This is a genomic window from Streptomyces sp. SP18BB07 (assembly GCF_036322545.1).
GTDB lineage: Bacteria > Actinomycetota > Actinomycetes > Streptomycetales > Streptomycetaceae > Streptomyces > Streptomyces deccanensis.
On the sequence record NZ_JAQYWT010000297.1, the window covers coordinates 1 to 19,550 of the forward strand.

The 19,550-nt window shown below is 71.9% G+C and carries 16 protein-coding genes, 2 pseudogenes and 1 riboswitch; of the genes and pseudogenes, 6 read left to right on the forward strand and 12 right to left on the reverse strand.

The window, feature by feature from the left end; translation table 11 throughout:
• Positions 1-153 precede the first annotated feature (153 nt).
• The 3 genes and pseudogenes from PUR53_RS18385 to PUR53_RS18395 form a co-directional block, all read right to left on the reverse strand.
• Positions 154-261, reverse strand: a pseudogene (locus PUR53_RS18385) (IS5/IS1182 family transposase); the annotation flags it as partial.
• Positions 262-392: 131 nt separating this feature from the next.
• A complete protein-coding gene (locus tag PUR53_RS18390; RefSeq protein WP_329908933.1) occupies positions 393-1,571 on the reverse strand; it encodes an acyl-CoA dehydrogenase family protein in 1,179 nt (392 codons plus the stop codon).
• A 116-nt stretch (positions 1,572-1,687) separates the two neighbouring features.
• The gene (locus PUR53_RS18395; protein WP_329908934.1) at positions 1,688-2,065 is read right to left on the reverse strand and encodes a ferredoxin; all 378 of its coding nucleotides are present in this window, start codon (positions 2,063-2,065) and stop codon (positions 1,688-1,690) included.
• Between the two features lie 202 nt (positions 2,066-2,267).
• Here PUR53_RS18395 and PUR53_RS18400 point away from each other — a divergent pair, with 202 nt between their 5' ends.
• On the forward strand, positions 2,268-2,630 hold the full coding sequence (locus PUR53_RS18400; RefSeq protein WP_045555694.1) for a DUF6479 family protein: 363 nt from the start codon (positions 2,268-2,270) through the stop codon (positions 2,628-2,630).
• 70 nt (positions 2,631-2,700) lie between these two features.
• Here the strand turns inward: PUR53_RS18400 and PUR53_RS18405 are convergent, their stop codons facing one another.
• The 6 genes and pseudogenes from PUR53_RS18405 to PUR53_RS18430 all read right to left on the reverse strand — a co-directional run bounded on the left by PUR53_RS18405 (position 2,701) and on the right by PUR53_RS18430 (position 10,443).
• Positions 2,701-3,900, reverse strand: coding sequence for a 4-hydroxybenzoate 3-monooxygenase (locus PUR53_RS18405; RefSeq protein ID WP_329908936.1), 1,200 nt, complete (start codon positions 3,898-3,900; stop codon positions 2,701-2,703).
• A gap of 118 nt (positions 3,901-4,018) precedes the next feature.
• A complete protein-coding gene (locus PUR53_RS18410) occupies positions 4,019-5,233 on the reverse strand; it encodes a type III PLP-dependent enzyme (RefSeq protein ID WP_329908967.1) in 1,215 nt (404 codons plus the stop codon).
• Between the two features lie 50 nt (positions 5,234-5,283).
• Positions 5,284-7,008 (reverse strand): IucA/IucC family protein, encoded by a 1,725-nt coding sequence (locus tag PUR53_RS18415; protein WP_329908937.1) that lies wholly within the window; start codon positions 7,006-7,008, stop codon positions 5,284-5,286.
• A gap of 170 nt (positions 7,009-7,178) precedes the next feature.
• Positions 7,179-7,451, reverse strand: a pseudogene (locus PUR53_RS18420) (MFS transporter); the annotation flags it as partial.
• A complete protein-coding gene (locus PUR53_RS18425; protein WP_443080323.1) occupies positions 7,448-9,238 on the reverse strand; it encodes an IucA/IucC family protein in 1,791 nt (596 codons plus the stop codon). The gene PUR53_RS18425 and the pseudogene PUR53_RS18420, both read right to left, overlap by 4 nt.
• A gap of 5 nt (positions 9,239-9,243) precedes the next feature.
• Positions 9,244-10,443: an ATP-grasp domain-containing protein gene (locus tag PUR53_RS18430; protein ID WP_329908938.1), complete on the reverse strand. Its 1,200-nt coding sequence runs from the start codon at positions 10,441-10,443 to the stop codon at positions 9,244-9,246.
• A gap of 444 nt (positions 10,444-10,887) precedes the next feature.
• Between PUR53_RS18430 and PUR53_RS18435 the strand changes: the two genes are divergently transcribed.
• Entirely contained in the window at positions 10,888-11,733 is an 846-nt protein-coding gene (locus PUR53_RS18435) for a (2Fe-2S)-binding protein (protein WP_329908939.1), read from the forward strand.
• A 143-nt stretch (positions 11,734-11,876) separates the two neighbouring features.
• Positions 11,877-13,982 (forward strand): family 43 glycosylhydrolase, encoded by a 2,106-nt coding sequence (locus PUR53_RS18440; RefSeq protein WP_329908941.1) that lies wholly within the window; start codon positions 11,877-11,879, stop codon positions 13,980-13,982.
• On the opposite strand, the gene PUR53_RS18445 is transcribed toward PUR53_RS18440, so the two are convergent.
• The gene (locus PUR53_RS18445; protein ID WP_443080322.1) at positions 13,969-14,904 is read right to left on the reverse strand and encodes an endonuclease/exonuclease/phosphatase family protein; all 936 of its coding nucleotides are present in this window, start codon (positions 14,902-14,904) and stop codon (positions 13,969-13,971) included. The genes PUR53_RS18440 and PUR53_RS18445 overlap by 14 nt on opposite strands.
• A gap of 75 nt (positions 14,905-14,979) precedes the next feature.
• Positions 14,980-15,339 (reverse strand): ArsR/SmtB family transcription factor, encoded by a 360-nt coding sequence (locus PUR53_RS18450; protein WP_329901014.1) that lies wholly within the window; start codon positions 15,337-15,339, stop codon positions 14,980-14,982.
• A gap of 125 nt (positions 15,340-15,464) precedes the next feature.
• Between PUR53_RS18450 and PUR53_RS18455 the strand changes: the two genes are divergently transcribed.
• Complete coding sequence (locus tag PUR53_RS18455) at positions 15,465-16,805, forward strand: MFS transporter (protein WP_329908943.1); 1,341 nt, start codon at positions 15,465-15,467, stop codon at positions 16,803-16,805.
• Here the strand turns inward: PUR53_RS18455 and PUR53_RS18460 are convergent.
• Entirely contained in the window at positions 16,802-17,926 is a 1,125-nt protein-coding gene (locus tag PUR53_RS18460) for a HoxN/HupN/NixA family nickel/cobalt transporter (RefSeq protein WP_329908945.1), read from the reverse strand. The genes PUR53_RS18455 and PUR53_RS18460 overlap by 4 nt on opposite strands.
• 222 nt (positions 17,927-18,148) lie before the next feature.
• Positions 18,149-18,331, forward strand: a riboswitch (cobalamin riboswitch).
• A 30-nt stretch (positions 18,332-18,361) separates the two neighbouring features.
• On the opposite strand from PUR53_RS18460, the gene PUR53_RS18465 reads away from it, so the two are divergent.
• Both PUR53_RS18465 and PUR53_RS18470 read left to right on the forward strand, forming a co-directional pair.
• A complete protein-coding gene (locus PUR53_RS18465; protein ID WP_329901017.1) occupies positions 18,362-19,081 on the forward strand; it encodes an energy-coupling factor ABC transporter permease in 720 nt (239 codons plus the stop codon).
• On the forward strand, positions 19,078-19,548 hold the full coding sequence (locus tag PUR53_RS18470) for an energy-coupling factor ABC transporter substrate-binding protein (protein WP_329908947.1): 471 nt from the start codon (positions 19,078-19,080) through the stop codon (positions 19,546-19,548). The genes PUR53_RS18465 and PUR53_RS18470 overlap by 4 nt, the downstream gene beginning before the upstream one ends.
• Positions 19,549-19,550 lie beyond the last annotated feature (2 nt).

Genomic DNA, 19,550 nt, shown 5'->3' on the forward strand with positions numbered 1-19,550 from the left:
CCACCCGGTCCACCAACCCCGGCGGATACACCCAGGTCAGAAGACCAAGACCCGATAAGTCAGACGCACTCGCAGCCACCCCAACCACCCCCGGGACCCACTGCCAACCAGCCTACTCCCACGGTAAAAGCAACGGCATTGCTCTTAGAGGTCCTAACAAAGGCATTGGACGTGGCGGTGGGTGATGAGGCAGGTGGCGAGGCCGAGGAAGGCTTCGTGGATGTCGTCGCGTCTCTCCCAGCGGGCTTGATCACGACCGAATACTCGCCCTAGCAGTCCTCCTCGCGAGGCGTCAGATGTCGTGTCCCGGTCCAGCCGTCATCTCAACTTCTTAGAATCCTGGTGCCAACTAACCCCGGTATGTGACAAGTAGCGTCTGTGGTCACATCGGGCTACCGCCGTACCCGGGGCATTCCCAGGCCGATCCACGAGATGATCTCGCGTTGGATCTCGTTGTTGCCGCCGCCGAAGGTGAAGATGACGGCCGAGCGGTAGCCGCGTTCGAGTTCGCCGTGGAGGACCGCGCCGGTGGAGCCCTCCTTGAGGGCGCCCGCGGCGGCGACGATCTCCATGAGCCAGGCGTAGGCGTCGCGGCGGGCCTCGGAGCCGTAGACCTTGACGGCGGAGGCGTCCTGGGGGGTGAGGGTGCCCTCCTGGAGGGCGCTGACCATGCGCCAGTTGAGGAGTTTGAGGGCGTCGAGCCTCGTGTGGGTCCGGGCGAGGCGGCGGCGGACCCAGGGCACGTCGATGACGCGGCGGCCGTCGGCGAGTTTGGTCTCCATGGCCCAGCGCTGGACGTTGTGCAGGGAGCGGATGGCCATGGTGCCGTGGGCGGCGAGGGTGACGCGTTCGTGGTTGAGCTGGTTGGTGATCAGCCGCCAGCCCCTGTTCTCCTCGCCGACGCGGCGGGAGACGGGGACGCGGATGTTCTCGTAGTAGCTGGCGGTGGTGTCGTGGGAGGCGAGGGTGTTGATGAGGGTGCAGGAGTAGCCGGGTTCGGTGGTCGGGACGAGGAGCATGGTGATGCCCTTGTGGGGCGGGGCGTCGGGGTCGGTGCGGGTGGCCAGCCAGACCCAGTCGGCCGTGTCGCCGTTGGTGGTCCAGATCTTCTGCCCGTTGACGACGTACTCGTCGCCGTCCCGGACCGCGCGGGTCTTCAGGGAGGCCAGGTCCGTGCCGGCGTCCGGCTCGCTGTAGCCGATGGCGAAATCGATCTCGCCGGCGAGGACGCGCGGCAGGAAGTAGGACTTCTGTTCGTCCGTGCCGTACTGCATGATCGTCGGTCCGACGGTGTTGAGCGCCATCAGTGGCAGGGGGACGCCGGCCTGGGCGGCCTCGTCGAAGAAGATGAACTGCTCGATGGCGGTCAGGCCGCGTCCGCCGTACTCCTCGGGCCAGCCGACGCCCAGCCAGCCGTCGGCGCCGAGGCGGCGGATGGTCTCGCGGTAGAACCGCTTCTGGGCCGCCGGGTCGGTATGCCGGGTGTACGCGCCGTCCGGGACCAACTCGGCGAAGTAGGCGCGCAGTTCGGTGCGCAGCCGCTGCTGCTCGGGCGTGTATTCGAGGTGCACGGCGCCTCCAGGCTCCCCAAGGCCGACCTGACGGCGCACACGCTAGAACGTGTTTCAGTAATTGGGAACAGGTGGGGGCGCTCCCCTTTCACGGCACGCGGGGTCGGCGGAGCGGCTCAGCGGAGGATGGCGAGGAAGTCCGTGCATGCCTGGGCGCACTCGCGGCAGGACTTGGCGCCGTCCTCGGCGCCGGGGGTGTCGTCGAAGACGCGTGCGCATTCCAGGGCGACGGTGCGGCACCACTCCACCTGGAGGCGGATGGCGGACTCGTCGAGGCTGGTCTGCTCGGAGAGCATCCTGCACGTGGCGTCGCACACCTCCGCGCACATGATGCCCTTGCGTCGCATCTTCTCCTGGCCCTCGGGGCCGTCCGGATCGGCGAGGCTCGCCCTGAGCGCGCACGCACGCGCACATTCGGTGCAGGCCTGCGCACACGCGAAGCGGTCCTCGAGGAACCGGATGAGTTCCTGGTGGGATGTCGTCGTCGTGGTCACCACGGGCGGGTAGCCGGAGGCGCCCCCGCCAAACACGACAACGCTCCCACCGAACACGGGGTGCGACGCCCGCCCCGCACGCGTTTCGCCGGATTCCGTTTCCCGGCGGGTGGGGCAGGGCACCCGTCCGCTCCCGGGCCGCTCGTACGACTCGTACGAAACGGGCCCGGTTCACTCGACATATTGGGGGTATTCATCCCTTATGAACATGGAATGGACTGATATAGCCGCAGAACGCAGCGTACTGGGCGGTATCGCGCCGTTCCTGGCGGGCGTCGTGGTGGTGGCCATGCTGATCGGCGCGCTCTGGCTGGGTGCCCGGGTGCGCGCCCGTGAGCCGCGCCGACCGCGCCCCGACGAGCAGCCCCGGATCCCCGAGGGAGGCCCTGTTCACGAGGAGCGACTGCTCCGCGAACCGGACGAGATCCCCCAGAGCGACCGCCGGCTGACACCGTACGAGGTGCACGGCAACCAGGGGACCCGGCCCAGCCCGGACAAGAAGCGGCCGCGCTGGGGCAAGAACAGCAGCGGCGGCTTCGGCAGCGGCGGCCTCGGCGCCCACTGACACCGACAGCTTTTCGGGCGCTCCCCCTGCCGCACAGGGGGAGCGCCCACAGCTGCGCGCGGCCCCGGGGCTACGACGACCGGAGGCCGGCGTCGAGCGGCAGGCCCGTGTAGTTCTCGGCGAGTTCGGCCGCCGCGTGCCGTGAGGTGGCGACGCGGTCGAGCTGGGAGAGCTGGAGCCGGGTCTCGAACGGGGACTGTCCCGGGTCGGCGTGGAGGGTCGTGGTCATGAAGTACGAGAAGTGCTCGGCCCTCCAGACCCGGCGCAGACAGGTGTCGGAGTAGGCGTCGAGCAGGTCGGTCGAGCCGGTCTCCTTGAGGCGGGCGAGGGCGCGGGCCAGCACGATGACGTCGGTGGCGGCCAGGTTGAGGCCCTTGGCTCCGGTGGGCGGCACGATGTGGGCGGCGTCCCCGGCCAGGAAGAGCCGGCCGTGACGCATCGGCTCGGTGACATGGCTGCGCATCGGCAGGACCGCCTTGGAGGTGACGGGCCCGCGCTTGAGCCGCCAGCCCGGGTTGGCGGTCAGCGCGAACCGGGCGTCCAGCTCGTCCCAGATTCGTTCGTCGGACCAGTCGGCCGGGTCGGTGCCGTTCGGGACCTGGAGGTAGAGACGGCTCACGGACGGCGACCGCATGCTCGCCAGCGCGAAGCCGCGCTCGGAGTGGGCGTAGATCAGCTCCTCGTAGACGGGCGGGGCGTCGGCGAGAATGCCCAGCCAGGAATAGGGGTACGTCCGCTCGTACGTCGTCCGCACCCCGTCCGGGACCGCGTCCCTGGCCACACCGTGGAAGCCGTCGCATCCGACCACGTAGTCGCAGGTCAGCGTCTGTTCGCGGCCCTCATGGGTGTACCGGATCAGGGGCCGGTCGGTGTCGGCGCCCTCCACCGCGTGCACCTCCGCCTCGAACAGCAGGGGGCCGCCGTCGGTGAGCTGGAGGGCGATGAGGTCCTTGACGACCTCGGTCTGGGCGTAGACCCAGACCCGGCGGCCGCCGGTCAGCTCGGGGAAGTCGACGCGGTGGGCGCGGCCGTCGAAGCGCAGCTCGATGCCCTCGTGCGGGATACCCTCGGCGTCCAGCCGTGCGCCCGCCCCGGCGGAGCGCAGGACGTCGACGGTGGCCTGCTCCAGGATCCCGGCGCGCTGGCGCTGCTCGACGTAGGCGCGGTCCTTGCGCTCCAGAACCACACTGTCGATTCCCGCGTTGTGCAGCAGGCGGGCCAGCAGCAGCCCCGCGGGGCCGCCGCCGATGATGCCGACGGTGGTGTGCATTGAGTACTCCTCGTCGTTGAGGACGAGCCGCGTCCCGCCCCCCGGGCCCCGACGTTGTTCGTCTAGTGAAATTCAGTTCACTTTCTGGGGTTGAGTCTGCGCCCGACCCGTCCGACTGTCAACGGTCACACTCCCCCATCGAAGGGTCCAGGAAGTGGAAACCGGGGCGTGGGTGCATCAGGAAGTCGTGGTGCGAGATGTTCCAGGCGTACGCGCCCGCGAGGGCGAAGGCCACCCGGTCCCCCGCGCGCAGCCCGGGGGCGTGGGCGTCCCGGGCGAGCAGGTCCTTCGGAGTGCACAGCTGTCCGGTCAGGCTGACGTAATCCCCCTCGGCAGCCGGGCGCGGCCAGGGGTACGGCCACTCCTCCACCGGCAGCACCGAGCAGGGCTGGTCATGCCCTTTGGTCGCCGGGGTGCGCAGATGGTGGGTGCCGCCCCGGACCACGGCGAACTCCTCGCCGTGGCTGTGCTTCACGTCCAGCACCTCCGTGGCGTACCAGCCGCAGTACGCGGTGAGCGCGCGGCCGGGTTCGATACGCAGCGTCAGTTCCGGGTGCTCGTCGGCGAGTTGGGCCAGCCCCGCGCCGTACGTCTTCCAGTCGAAGCGGCTCTCGGGGTGTGCGTAGTCGACGGCCATGCCGCCGCCCACGTTCACCTCGGAGAGCGGTACGCCCAGGCCCGTGGCCCACTCCACGATCGAGCGGGCCACGGAGAGTTGTTCGGGCGCGTCGAGTCCGCTGGCCAAGTGGGCGTGTACACCGCGCAGTTCGAGGTGCGGGTGGGTGCCGTCCGTGAGGGGGCGGAGCACGTCCGGTGCCTGGGTGGGGTCCAGGCCGAACGGGGTGGGCCGTCCGCCCATCGCGAGGGAGCTGCCCGCCAGCGAGCCGTCCGTCACCGCGAGGTTGAAGCGGAGCAGCACCCCGACCCGGGTGGCCGGCGCCGCCCGGCGTGTCAGCTCGGCGAGCACACGCAGGTCGTGGGCGCTCTCGATGTGGAAGCGTTGGACTCCCCGCTCCAGGGCGGCCCGGATCTCGTCGGGGGTCTTGCCGGGCCCGCCGAAGGCCAGGGGGCGGCCCGGGACCGCCTCGGCGACGTGGGCGAGTTCGCCGCCGGAGGAGACCTCGTAGCCGTCGACGTACGGGCCGAGCGCCGCCAGGATCGCCGGCTCCGGGTTGGCCTTGGCCGCGTAGTACAGCTCGACCCCCTCGGGGAGCGCGGCGCGTACGTGCGCGGCATGCTCCCGCAGGGCTGTCAAGTCGTAGATGTAGGCGGGGAGTTCGGTGGGCCGCAGGGTCAGGACGCGGTCGTGTACGGCGGCGGTGGGGAGGGTCATCGTGGACTCCTGGTTGATGACGCGTCGGTGGCTCGTCCGGGGTTCGTGGTTCACCGTGGGCTCCAGGGCAGGACGTCCTCGGCGAGGGGTGAGGGGAGGCGGACGTAACCGGCCTCGCGGTCGGCCTTGCGTTCCCAGCGGGTGAGGAGGTTGGTCTTGGCGGGGAGCGGGACGCCCGCCAGGAGGGCGGCGAGGCGGGGCGGGCAGCCCTCGTCGTCGGCGTAGTCGCGGACGGTCGCCCGGACCGCCGCCCACAGGTCGGCCTCGGTCTCCGGGTGCAGGTCGGCGAGCGCGGCGAGCAGTTCGGCGACGTGGTTGACGAGCAGGCAGTACACGACCCGGTCCCAGCCGCGCCGGGCGTCGTACGCCAGGGGGCCCGCGACCTCGGGCGGGAGCGCGGCGAGGGTGTCGGTGTGGTGGTCGGGGACGAGCTTGGTGCCTTCCAGGTCGCGGAAGAGGACCTGGGCGGGCATCCCGTCGCCGTCGACGCAGATCAGGACGTTCTGGAGGTGGGGTTCCAGGACGACGCCGTGGTCGAAGTAGGCGGCGAGCACGGGCGGGACGAGCAGGCGCAGGTAGGCCCGCCACCAGTGCAGGGCGGTCCGCGGGCCGGCCCCGTCGAGGAGGCGGGAGACGTGGGCGGCGCTGGTCGGGTACTCGTCGGCGACGGCGGCCGCGAGCAGCGGGGTCGTGCCCGGCAGCAGCCGCCGGGACAGGCCCTCGCGGACGATGACACCGAAGCCTTCGAGGAGGGCCCGGTCGGGGGTGCCGTCGGGGCCGGGGACGGCGAGGCTGCGGTAGGCGGGTTCGCGGAGCATCGCGCTGCCGGGGAAGCGGGTCTGGAGGTCGGTGAGGGCGGGGCCGAGCAGGCGCGTGAGCGCGACGGCGCCGGAGAGTTCGTAACTGGCGTTCTTGCGGAGGCAGTTGGTGATGCGGACGTTGAGGCTGAACTTCAGGAAGGCGTCGCCGTCGAAGAGGGTGCGGACGGAGGCGGTGGCCGCGTACTCCCGGCCGCCGGGTCCCAGGTCGAGGATGTCGCCGCGGCCCAACGCCTCCCGCAGCAGCCGGTGTTCGCGGAGCATCTCGTACTGCCAGGGGTGGGCGGGCAGCAGTCGATAGCCCTCGGGGACGTCACCTCGTTCCCGGTCGAGCACGGCCGTGGCGCCCTCCTCGGCGGTCTCCTCGGCGATCAGGTGCTCGCGTACGGCGAGGTTGCGCAGCGGGAAGGTGGCGCCGGCCTCGGGGGCGTACGACTGCCAGGCTTCCGCGTCGCCCGTGCGGGCCTTGGGGGTGGGGTGGAAGCGGTGGCCGAAGAGCAGGGACTGCTCGGAGGCGAGGTAGTCCGGCAGCCCGTGGGGGGCGCTCCCGTGCGGGCCTGTGGCTGCCGCGCGGGCCGCGAGCGCGGTGGCGACGGTGCGGTGGCTGGAGTCGATCTGGTGCAGGAACTCGTCGTTGCGGACGCCGGTGCGCAGGGACAGTTCGTCGTGGGTGTACTCGGCGAGACGGCGCCAGTCGAGTGCGGTCCAGCCGGTGTCGGACGGCTCCTGGACGGGGCCGGTGAAGCGGTGGGCGCCCAGGAGGGACCGGCGGCGCAGGGCGACGCGGAGGAGGAGGCCCCGGCGGGGCAGACTCAGCAGGAGGTGGCCGTCGATGACGGCGGTCTGGTGTTCGGGGCCGGACACCTCGCGCAGCAGGCAGTTGAGGAGGGTGTGGGCCACCGCGTCGTCGGCGGTGGGCAGGAGGGTGGTACCGAGCGTGTCGGTGAGCGGGGGCATTCAGTGGCTCCAGCGGGTACGCGGATGTGGGGGAAGGAGGGTCGCGAAGACGGTGAGGGCGGCTGTGCCGCCGCCTATGAGCACCGGGGCGGCGGGCCCGAACCGGGCGCTGCCCACGGCGGCGGTCACTCCGGCGGCGACGGCGCCGGCCTTGGAGAAGAACTCCAGGGGCCCAACTGGGCCCGCAGCAGCAGCCGTTTCCGTCCGAAGCGGTCGACGAGCCGACCCCACAGGGGTGCCGCGAGCGCGCTGAACACGGTGGGCACGACGTACAGCACCCCCGCCCAGCGGGCGGCGCCGTCGCCCAGTTCGGGCAGTATCCCGGTGAAGTACGGCGGCAGCCCCAGCGCGGCGAACGCCGCAACGGAGTAGCAGGCGGCCACGGCGTGCACCTGTCGGCGGCCGAACGCGGGGCGCGACACCGCGAGCGCCTCGGCGGTCATGGCGAACCACCCTCCCCCAGAAGGTAGTTGGGCCCGGTGGTGTAGTGCTTGTTGATGTCGGCGGCGCCCGACCGGGCCTTGCTGAGCAGGGTTCCGGCGGTCACCATCGCCTTCACCGGCAGCTCGGGCGCGTTCAGCACCCTCGCGCGCAGGACGTCCGCAGCGTCCCCGCCGAGCCGGTCGACGGCCTCGGTGAGGCGGTCCCGGACGAGACGCAGCAGCCGGCCCAGCGGGGCACGGCCGTGGCGGGCCAGGCCGAACGCGTAGGCACCGGCGCACAGATGGACGGTGATGGTGGTGAAGAGGTCGGCGACCGCCCGGTCGCCGGTGGTGAAGGTACGGGCGTCGTCGAAGCCCCGGCTTCCCCCGTCCCCACCCAGCTTGGCGGCCAGGCGGGCGGGGTTCACGCGGGGCCCGTCGTTGTCCTTCAGCAGCAGCCGCAGCTCGCCGGGGCCGGGTCCGAACACCAGGGAGACGTTCTGCTGATGCGATTCCAGGGCGATGCCGTAGCCGAAGAGCGTGGTCTGCCAGTCGAACAGCAGGGTGAGCACGGCGTCGAGCAGGGCGATCGGGTCACCGCCGTGGAAGCGGTCGGCGAGATGGTCGACGACCAGACGTCCCCCGGGGGCCTCGGCGAGGAGGGCGGCCATGGGGACGACGGCGCAGTCGTCGAGGTCCGTCGGGTAGCGGCGGCACAGGACGGCGAGGAGTTCGTGTCCGGCGTGCGCGTACACCGTCTCGTCGGCGTGCAGCACCCGGCCCCGGAAGCGCGGCTCACGGTCGATCACCTCCGCGAGCAGCCGCTGTCCGGCGGCACCGTCGACGAGGGTCCCCGGCTTGATGGACCGCTTGTTGCGCAGGCCCAGGGTGGCGGTGGCCAGGGGCAGTTTGAGGTGCAGGGAGGGAGCGGCGGCGGGGGCGACCGTACGCATCGACAGGGTGGGCACGACCGGGAGGTACGTCCGGTCGGCGAGGACGGCATGGCCCGCGAGCCCCACCTCGCGCAGTGCCGTGTCCAGGGGCGGGCCCACGGTCAACGGGTGGACGGGCAGGGCGACATGGGTGTGGTCGAGGTCCGCGAGCCCGAGCCCCGAGGGGGTGGGCCAGCCATCCGGGAGGTCCCCGGTGACGGTGACGGCCTCCCTGGGCAGGGCGAGCCACTGGAGTGCGAACGTCGGGTGGAACTCGGGTGCGTAGTCCCGCAGTTGCGCCTCGTCGAGGCCGGAGCGGCCGCGTGCGGTCGGGTAGACCGGGTGGTCGAGGCGCGCCGCGAGTGTCTCGTACGCCAGGCCGCCGCGCAGCCCCGTCCAGTCGGCGAGGTCGGCGCCGTACAGGTCGGTGAGCCCCTCGGCGATCTCCTCCGCCGTCGCCTCGTGCAGCCGCATCGTCGCGAGGGTCTGGCGGCACTCCTCGGCGAACGCGTCGAAGCCGTCGTGGTCGACGGGGTCCGCGAGGGTGCGCAGGGCGGCGAGGACGGTGTCGCAGGTGGAGAGACGGGTGCCGTCCGCCTCGCGGACGATCAGGGGCAGACGGGCGGTGAAGGCGTGCTGGAAGCCGTCCTCGGTGACCGGGAGGAGGAGGGCGTCGGCGCCGTCGGGGGTGGGCAGGCGCAGCCAGGGGCCGTCGGGGTGCTCGACGAGCGTGCTGCGGGTGCGCAGGCCCACGACGTCCTCACGGAGGAGGGCGCCGAGCACGCGGGTGAGCAGCTCGGCTTCGGTGGTGTCGGCTGCTGTGGCTGCGGAACCGGCCGGGGTCACGGCGGTCTCGGGGGTGCCCTCCGGGGCCACGGCGGTCACGGCTGGATCTCCCAGCGCCGGTCGGCGAGGAAGTCCGCCACGGCCCGGTCCACCTGCCGTTGGCCGGTGCCGGTGGCGCGGAGGACGCCGAGGTAGTCGCGGTTGGTCCGGTACAGCTCGTGGTGTTCGCCGGGTGCGCGCAACGGGCGGTAGGTCAGTCGCACCCCGTCGACGGTGACGTCGGTCGCGGCGGGAGCGGCGACGAGGGTGCCGGCCCGGTCGGCGCAGGGGTACTCCAGGCGGGCCGCGCCGTCGCGCCGGATGCCCAGGTCGGCGGGGAGCGGCTCGCCGAGGTGGGTGCGGAGGATGTGCTCGAACAGCGGGACGTCGAGGAGCTGGGCGAGCAGCAGGTCGCACTGGTCGCCGATGGCGCGGTAGTTGACCTCGATGATGCGGGCCCGGCCCTCGTGGACGACGAACTCGGTGTGGCAGGCGCCGAACCCGACGCCCAGCGCGTCGAGTTGGGCGAGCACCTGCGCGACGACCGGTTCGGGGTGGGCCGGGACGAAGGTGAGCCGCTCCTCGATGAAGTACGGCGGCGGGGACAGCTCGGTGCGGAAGCCGCCGAGCACATGCCGGACACGGCCGTCGCCGAGGGTCTCCAGGGTGTGGAGCTCGCCTGGCAGGTACTCCTCGACGACCAGGGTGGCGCCCGGCCGACGGGCCAGGATCTCCTCGGCGCGCGCCCCGAGGTCCTCGGGGGTGTCGACGAGCACGACGTCCTCGCTGGCGACGCCCTCGCGGGGCTTGACGACACAGGGGTAGGGCGCGTCGGCGACGAGGGGGCCGGTGAGGTCGGCGGGGGCGGTGATCTCGGCGGACCATACGGTGTCGACGCCGGACGCGGCGAGGTGGCGGCGCATCTCGCCCTTGTCCTTGGCGCGCAGCGCGGCCCGCCAGTCCTTGCCGGGGAGGTCGAAGTAGTGGGCGGCCAGGGCGGCCTGGGTCTGGAGGTGGTCGCTGTTGGTGAAGATCGCGTCGGGCCTGTGGTGGGTGGAGATCCGGGTGATGACGGCGCGGTGGTCCCGTACGTCGCAGCCGAGGACCTCGATCCCGGGGTGCTCCGGGTAGGCCGCGCGGTGCGCGTCGGGCTGGTCGGTGAGGAGGGTGACGTCGAGGCCCAGCCGGACGGCGGCGGGAAGGAAGCCCTCGGTGACGGAGTCGGTGGGGTTGAGGGCGAGCAGGTACAGGCGCATGGGGTGGTGCACGGCTTCCGCTAGCGGGTGGGGGGTGGGTTGATGCCCAGGGTGGTCGGCGAGGCGAGCGGATCGCGGGCGACGCCCTGGGCACGGCGCCCTCGACGCCGAGGGCGGCACCGACCGCGAGGCCGATGACCGTGCACGGCGGCTGAAGTCCCGTCACCACCAGGGCACGCGGGGGCACGCGGGGGCGCGCCGGTCGGCGCGGCGCGTTCGGACGCAGTCACGACACGTGAGCTCAGGTGAGGCATTTTTTAACTTTCAAAAGCTGTGGGACTCGCTGTGATCCACAACGCCCTTGATCAACTCGCAAGTGACTTCACTGGTCAACGGCGTGCACGACTACTTCACACCCACATGGTCATCGACACGCGATCTTGCAGCTAAGGTAAGGCTTACCTCCCCATCTCGCCAAAACCCCTTCACGCTCTGGAGTTACCCATGACCGTGGCCCACCTGGAGACCGCCCAGGCCGACACCGCCACGACCGTCCCGGTGCTCCTCTCCGCGGCCTACCGCCGTCTCGACGCGATGTGCGAGGCACTGTCCGTACGGATCGGCGGGCCCGGCCGATCGCCCGCCCGTACCGTCGGCCTGACCGGCGGCCAGGAGGACGTCGAGGCCTTCGTGGAGGCGGAGGCAGCCCGCATCCGGGAACGTCACGACCACACCGCGCCCCGACATGTCGCCGCCTCCCGCGCCCTGCACGACTACGCGTGGTCGGTGGGGCTGCTGATGAGCGGCGTCTGGTACCTGGAGCGTCGCGTGCCCCGGATCGCCCCCGGCGACATACGGGTCGACCTCACGTCGGGCACGTTCGAGGTCACCCCCGGCACCGAGCTCGTCTGCCTCCCGGGCGACCCGGCCGCGCTGCTGCCCGGCGCCCGGACCGTCGCCCACCAGGAGGCGCTGCGCGCCGAGTTGCGGACCGCTGTGGCGGACCACATGGGTCCGGTGCTGGAGGCGCTCGGACCGTACGTCCGCCGGGGCTCGCGCGCGCTGTGGGGACTGGTCTCCGACGATCTGGTCTCCGGCCTCTGGTACCTCGGACGGATGCGTGGCGACGAGGCCGCCGGCGTCCGGGCCGCTTCCGCGGTCCTGCCCACCGCCCACGCGCCCTTCCCCGGCGGCGCCGACTTCCGGTCCCTCCGCACGAGCAACGGCCGCGAGCACCCGACCCGCACCCGTCTGGGCTGCTGCCTCTACTACACGATCCGCCCCAACGAGGCCTGCTCCACCTGCCCGCGCACCTGCGACGCGGAACGACTGCGCAGGCTGGAGGGCTGACCGCACGCGCGGCCACCCTCGCCGAAACTTTCGCTGCCGCCCCGGGCCCCTGTGCCGATTGACGCCGCTCGACACAGATAGCAACACTCTTCGACGGGCTTTCCCACAGGAAGTGCCAAAAGGTCGCAGCGCTGGAGGTCGGCTTGCAGGAATACGCCGGATACGTCTTCGTCTACTTCACCGGCGAGGGCAGCCCGGACGGTGAGCGGATCCGTTTCGCGCTCAGCCGGGGCGACGACCCGCTGCGCTGGCGTGAGCTGAACGGCGGCGCGCCGGTGCTCACCTCGGACCTCGGGACGGGCGGACTGCGCGATCCGTTCCTCGTGCGCGCCCCCGAGGGCGACCGGTTCTATCTGATCGCCACCGACCTCAGGATGCACGGTGAGCCGGACGGCGACTGGGAGCGGGTGCAGCGCACCGGATCCACCTCGCTCATGGTCTGGGAGAGCACCGATCTGGTGCGCTGGACCGACCGCCGACTGGTGCGCGTCGCCCCCGGCACGGCCGGCAACGTCTGGGCGCCGGAGGCCTGTTACGACCCGGAGCTCGGCGCGTTCGTCGTCTTCTGGGCGTCGAAACTGTACGCGGAGGACGACCCGGACCACACCGCCGACACCCACCACAGGATGCTCTACGCGACCACCCGCGACTTCCGCGTCTTCAGCGAGCCCCGCGTGTGGAACGACCCCGGCCACTCGGTCATCGACTCGACCGTCGTCCGGCACGACGGCACCTACTACCGCTTCACCAAGGACGAGCGCGGCAACTCCCCCGCCGCACCCGGCGGCAAATTCATCACGGTGGAGAAGTCGAAGGAACTGCGCGACACCGCGTACGAGTTCGTGGCCGACCGGATCGGTCTCGGGGTCGTCGAGCAGGGCGAGGGGCCGATCGTCTTCCGGTCGAACGCGGACGACCGCCGGTGGTACCTGTTCGTCGACGAGTTCAGCGGGCGCGGCTATGTGCCCTTCGAGACCACCGACCTGGACTCCGGGGAGTGGACGCCGTGTGCGGAGTTCGCGCTGCCGCCCGGCGCGCGGCACGGCTCGGTGCTGCCGGTGACGCGGGCCGAGTACGAGCGGCTCCTCGCCGGGTTCGCGCCGCCGGCGTCCGTCGTCGACGCACGCCTACCGGAGGGCCTGAAGGCGTACGCGCTCGTCGACGACGCCGCGTCGCGGGTCGTCCTGCCTGTGCACCCGGACACCGAACTCGGCTCCCTCGCCCCGGAGTTCGATCTGTCGGCGGACTCCCGGATCGAGCCCGCTTCGGGCACCCCGCGCGATTTCCGCACCCCGCGGAGCTACACCGTCACAGCGGCCGACGGGACCGCCCGCACCTGGACGGTGGAGGCGGTGGCGATGCGCAGCCCGTTGCTGCCGGGCCTGTACGCCGACCCCAACATCCAGGAGTTCCACGGCCGTTACTACGTCTATCCGACCACGGACGGCTTCGAGGGCTGGGGCGGCAGCCGGTTCGAGGTGTTCTCCTCCGACGACCTGGTCACCTGGGAGAACCACGGCGTCGTCCTCGACCTGGAGTCGGACGTGAGCTGGGCGGACTGCCACGCCTGGGCGCCGGCCGCCGGGGAACGCGACGGGTCGTACTACTTCTACTTCTGCGCCGACCAGCAGATCGGTGTTGCCGTCGCCGACAGCCCGACCGGCCCCTTCCGGGACGCCCTGGGCCGGCCGCTCATCGCGCGCGACGACTACGCGGGCCAGATGATCGACCCGGCCGTCTTCCGGGACGACGACGGCACCACGTATCTCTACTGGGGCAACACCGAGGCGTACGGCGTCCCGCTCGACGCGGACATGGTGTCGTTCGACCCGGCGCGGGTGCGGCGGTTCACCCCGGCGAACTTCCGCGAGGGCGCCTTCGTCGTCAAGCGGCGGGGCGTCTACTACTTCATGTGGTCGGAGGACGACACCCGCAGCGAGGACTACCGCGTCGCCTACGCCACCGGTCCCACGCCGCTCGGCCCGTGGACCGAGAAGGGGGTGATCCTGCGCAAGCGCCCGGAGTACGGGATCCTCGCCACCGGCCACCACACGGTGGTGAACGTCCCCGGGACCGACGACTGGTTCATCTGCTACCACCGGTTCGCGATCCCGGGCCCCGGCACCCCGCGCGGTGACGGTGTCCGCCGTGAATCCACCCTGGACCGCCTGGTGTTCGCGGCGGACGGCTCGATCGAGGAGGTCGTGCCGACGCTGGAGTCCATCGGTCCGGTGGTCAGCCCAGGGTGATCCGGGCGGCGACCGGCAGGTGGTCGCTGCCGGTGGCGGGCAGGGCGCGGATGTCGACGACGGTCGCCGAGCGGGCCATGACCTGGTCGATCCGGGTGAGCGGGAAGGCGGCGGGGTAGCTGAAGGCGAACCCGCGCTCCGCCACGTTCATCCGTGTGGTGAGCGGCGCGAGGCCGCGGTCGTCGACCGTGCCGTTGAGGTCGCCCAGCAGGATCACCGGGTCCCGCGGCTCGGCTGCGACGGCCCGGCCCAGCAGGCCGGCGCTCTCGTCACGCCACCGCGACGCGAGTCCGCCCGCCCCGACGCGGACGGACGGCAGGTGGGCGACGTACACCGCGATGTCGCCGTGCGGGGTGCGTACCGAGGTCCTGAGCCCCCGTCTCCAGTCCTCCTGGATCCCCTCGGGCTTGATGTCCAGCGGGCGCGTCCCGGTGAGCGGGTGCCGCGACCAGAGTCCGACGGTGCCCCGGACCGCGTGGTGCGGGTACTCGGGGGCGAATGTCCTCTCGTAGACCGGCAGTGCCGTGGGCACCAGTTCCTCCAGCGCGATGAGGTCGGGACCGGCGTCGGCGAGGGCGCGGGCGGTCCCCGCCGGGTCGGCGTTCTCGTCGCTGACGTTGTGCTGCACCACGACCAGTTCGCCCGGACCGGGCCGCGCCCCGGGCAGCAGCAGCCCGCCGAAGGTGTACGTCCAGGCCGCCACCGGCAGCAGGAGGGCCAGCAGCGCGACGGCCGAGCGGTGCAGCAGGCCCACGGCGAGCAGGACCACGGCCACCAGGCCGAGCCAGGGCAGGAACGCCTCCAGCAGACTGCCCAGCCGGCCCACGGAGTTGGGGATCGCACGGGGGAACAGCACGAGCCCGGCGGTCAGCACGGCCACCACGGCGCTCACCCGACCGACAGCGGGGCGGTCCGGCCTCACGCGCTCACCCTCCCGGGCGGGCCGCCCCGGTGCCGGAGGCGGGACGGCGGATCCTCGGCGGTCATGGGACGTCCCTCAGTCGTGCGGTGCCTGGCCGCTGACCCGGTGGTCGGCGTGGCTGAGCGCCTCCACGACCAGGCGCTTGAGATGCCCGTCGGCGAGGCTGTAGTGGATGTGACGCCCTTCGCGGCGAGTGTCCACGAGTCCGGCGAGCCGCAGCTTCGCCAGGTGCTGGCTGACGGCCGTGCGGGACGCCTCACAGCGGTCGGCCAGTGAACCGACGTCCGACTCGCCCTGCGCGAGCAGCCACAGCAGATGCAGCCGCGTCACGTCGGAGAGCATCGCGAACACCCCGGTCGCCTCGATGAGCCGCGCGCTGTCGGGGGCGCGCAGATGCGCACCGGACGCAGATGACACGGCATGGCGTTCAGGCATGCGCCCCAGCGTAGGCGCTCCGCCCGGGGAGGACACCTTTCCGGCCATCATGTGCGCAGGTGCGCACATGATGGCTACACTCGGTGGTGCGGACCGTGACGCCACGCCGAGGGGAGCCCCCGCACATGCTCGACGTTCTGCGTCATCGCGCCTACCGGCGGCTCTTCGCCGCCCAAGTGGTCGCCCTGGTGGGCACCGGGCTCGCGACCGTCGCGCTCGGGCTGCTGGCGTACGACCTCGCGGGCGCCGACGCCGGGTCCGTCCTCGGCACGGCGCTCGCGATCAAGATGGTGGCGTACGTGGTGATCGCCCCGGTCGTCGGCGCGGTCGCCGACCGGCTGCCGCGCCGCGCCCTCATGGTGACGGCGGACGTGGTGCGCGCGGGGATCGCCGTGTCGCTGCCGTTCGTCGGCGAGGTGTGGCAGGTCTACGTCCTGGTGTTCCTGCTGCAGTCCGCGTCGGCCGTGTTCACGCCCACGTTCCAGGCCGTGATCCCCGACGTGCTGCCCGAGGAACGCGACTACACGCGGGCCCTGTCGATGTCCCGGCTCGCGTACGACCTGGAGAGCCTCTTCTCCCCCGTCCTCGCGGCCGCGCTGTTGTCCGTGACGACCTATGACGGCCTGTTCGGCGGCACGGTCATCGGTTTCCTCGCCTCGGCCGCGCTTGTCGTCTCGACCGTCCTGCCCGAGCGGGCGCCCGTCACCACCCCGCGCACGGGCGGCGCGTACGCCAGGGCCACCGCCGGCACGCGCCTCTTCCTGAGCGTGCCCGAACTGCGGGCTCTGCTCGCGCTGAACCTCGCGGTCGCGGCGGCCGGGGCGATGGTGACGGTGAACTCCGTCGTCTACGTCCGCGATGTGCTGGGCCTGTCGGCGGGTGCCGTGGCGCTGGCGCTCGGGGCCTACGGGGCGGGATCGATGACCGTGGCGCTGGTGCTGCCCCGGGTGCTGGACAAGGTGCCGGACCGGACCGTGATGCTGCCGGGCGCGCTGTCGCTGGCCGTCGTCTTCGCCGGGCTCGGGGCCGTCACGGGCGCGCAGGGCGGAAGTTGGCGGCTGCCCGGGCTGCTGGTGCTCTGGGCCGCGTTCGGGGCCGCGTGCTCGGCGGTGCTCACTCCGGCCGGGCGGCTCGTCCGCCGCTCGGTGGAGCCCGGTGCGCGGACGGCCGCGTTCGCCGCGCAGTTCTCCCTCTCGCACGGCTGCTGGCTGCTGACGTATCCGCTGGCCGGGTGGCTGGGGGCGGCGGCCGGGCTGAACTGGGCGGTGCTCGCCCTGGGTGCGCTCACCCTCGGCGCGGCGCTGCTGGCCGTACGACTGTGGCCGGCGCGGTCGACGGCCGACACGCACGCGGCCCATGTGCACGCCGACCTCCCCTTCGGTCACCCCCATCTGGCGGGAGCCCGGCGCGTCCCGACCGGCTGGCGGCACAGCCACGGCCACCTCGCGGACGGGCTGCACGCCTAGGGTGCCGTCCATTTCTCCTCGATCCGCGCGAATCGCCAGACCAGCAGGGCGACCGCCCAGGTCGCGAAGAAGAGGCCGACGACGACATAGCCGACGGTGTTGAGGTCGAGGCCGGAGACGCCGTCCCAGAAGGCGCCGTGCAGACGGGCCTTCTCGGCGACCAGGCCGAGGAGTTCGACCGTGCCGATGACGAGGGCGACGGCCACGGACAGACCCGTGATCACGAGGTTGTAGTAGACCTTGCGGACCGGCCGGGAGAACGCCCAGCCGTAGGCGAAGTTCATGAACGTGCCGTCCGCGGTGTCGAGGAGGGACATCCCGGCGGCGAACAGGACGGGCAGGCACAGGATCGCGTACCAGGGCAGCCCGGAGGCGGCGCCCGAGCCGGCGAGCACCAGGAGCGCGACCTCCGTCGCCGTGTCGAAGCCGAGGCCGAAGAGCATGCCGACGGGGTACATCTGCCAGGGCTTGGTGAGGGACCGCATCAACCGTCCGAGGAGCCGGTTCATCAGGCCCCGGCTGTTCAGCCGCTCCTCCAGCGCGGCCTCGTCGAAGGTGCCCGAGCGCATCTCGCGGAACACCTTCCAGATCCCCACCATGATCACCAGGTTGACGACGCCGATCACGTACAGGAACGTCCCGGAGACGGTGGTGCCGATCCAGCCGGACACGTCGTGGAGCGCGGAGCCGTCGTCGCGGACCGGTCCGGCGAGCGCCTTGACGCCGAGGGTGAGGAGGAACGTGAGGACGAGCACGATCGACGAGTGGCCGAGGGAGAACCAGAAACCGACCGACAGCGGGCGTTGCCCCTCCCCCCTCAGTTTGCGGGTGGTGTTGTCGATGGCGGCGATGTGGTCGGCGTCGAAGGCGTGCCGCATGCCCAGGGTGTAGGCGGTGACCCCCATACCGATTCCGAAGGTCTTGCTCCCGACGCTGTAGTGCTCGGGGGCGACGATCACCACCAGGGTGAACCAGCCGACGAGGTGCAGCGCCAGGATGAATCCGGCCATCCCGCCCAGGCTCGCCCACTCCTTGCGCGACATCGAGGCGCGGATCCGCCGCCATGAGAAACCGCCCGTCCCGGCGGTGGCCGAGGGGGCGGTGTCGGTACCAGGAGTCATGGGGCGTGGGCCTTCTCTTCGTCCGTGCGGTCGGGCCCCCTCAGCGTTGTGCGCCGTTATGGCAGCTGCAACTATGTCGCAGTAAAGCTCCCGTCTGCTTTCGGTCAGGTCGGGGCTCTCGGCGTGACGTGGGGCGTACGCCGGAGTGTGCGCTGGGGTGTGAGCTGTCGCACGGCGCCCGCGCGCCCCTCGCCTCCGCTTGTCAGCGTCCTTATGCGGGCATTACTGTCACCACGCCTTGGTGAACGGGAAATCCGGTGTCATGCCGGTGCGGCCCTCGCCACTGTGATCGGGAAGTCCGGCTCCGGTCCTCACGGACAGCCACTGGGTCTTCGGACCCGGGAAGGCGGAGCACGGGCGGTGTCACCCGTAAGCCAGGAGACCGGCCAAGGCGCGTCAACCATCCACGAGGTGCTGGAGAGGGTCTGCTGAGCCATGCACATAGCCGAGGGTTTCCTTCCTCCGGCGCACGCGATCGCCTGGGGCGTCGCGTCCGCGCCGTTCGTCGTCCACGGAGTCCGGGCACTCACCCGTGAGGTCAGGGAGCATCCCGAGAGCACGCTGCTCCTCGGCGCCTCCGGGGCCTTCACGTTCGTCCTGTCCGCGCTGAAGCTCCCGTCCGTCACCGGGAGTTGCTCCCACCCCACCGGCACCGGCCTCGGTGCCATCCTGTTCCGGCCGCCGATCATGGCGGTTCTCGGCACCATCACCCTGCTCTTCCAGGCCCTGCTGCTCGCACACGGCGGTCTGACCACGCTCGGCGCCAACGTCTTCTCGATGGCGATCGCCGGTCCCTGGGCGGGGTACGGCGTCTACCGGCTGCTGCGACGCTTCGACGTGCCGCTGATGGTGACGGTGTTCTTCGGCGCGTTCTTCGCCGACCTGGTCACCTACTGCGTCACCAGCGTGCAGTTGGCGCTCGCGTTCCCCGACCCGAGCAGTGGTTTCCTGGGCGCGCTCGGCAAGTTCGGCTCCATCTTCGCCGTCACCCAGATCCCGCTCGCGGTCAGCGAGGGTCTGCTCACGGTGCTGGTGATGCGTCTGCTGGTGCAGTCGAGCAAGGGCGAACTGACCCGGCTCGGTGTGCTCCTGACCGACCGGCGGAACCGCGTAGGGGCCGAGACGGAGAACGAGACCGAGGCGGTGGCCCGATGAACCGGAACACGAAGATCAACGCGCTGCTGCTGCTCGCCGTCGCCGCGCTCGCCGTCCTGCCGCTGGCCCTCGGCCTCGGCGACCACAAGGAGGAGCCCTTCACGGGCGCCGACGCCGAGGCGGAGACGGCGATCACGGAGATCGAGCCGGACTACGAGCCGTGGTTCTCCCCCCTCTACGAACCGCCGTCCGGTGAGATCGAGTCGGCGCTCTTCGCCCTCCAGGCCGCCCTCGGCGCGGGGGTCCTCGCCTACTACTTCGGCATCCACCGGGGCCGGCGCCAGGGCGAGGCCCGGGCCCGAGCCCTGCTGGACGCGTCAGGGGCCGCCGACACGGCTCCGGCGCGGCCGGTGGACACGGCGGTCGCGGCGACGCCGGTGGACGCGGTCGCGGCCTCCACGGCGACGGCGTCCGGCGACGACAGCTCGGCGGGTCGCTCCGGGGAGCCCCCCGCCGGGCGGGGCTGACC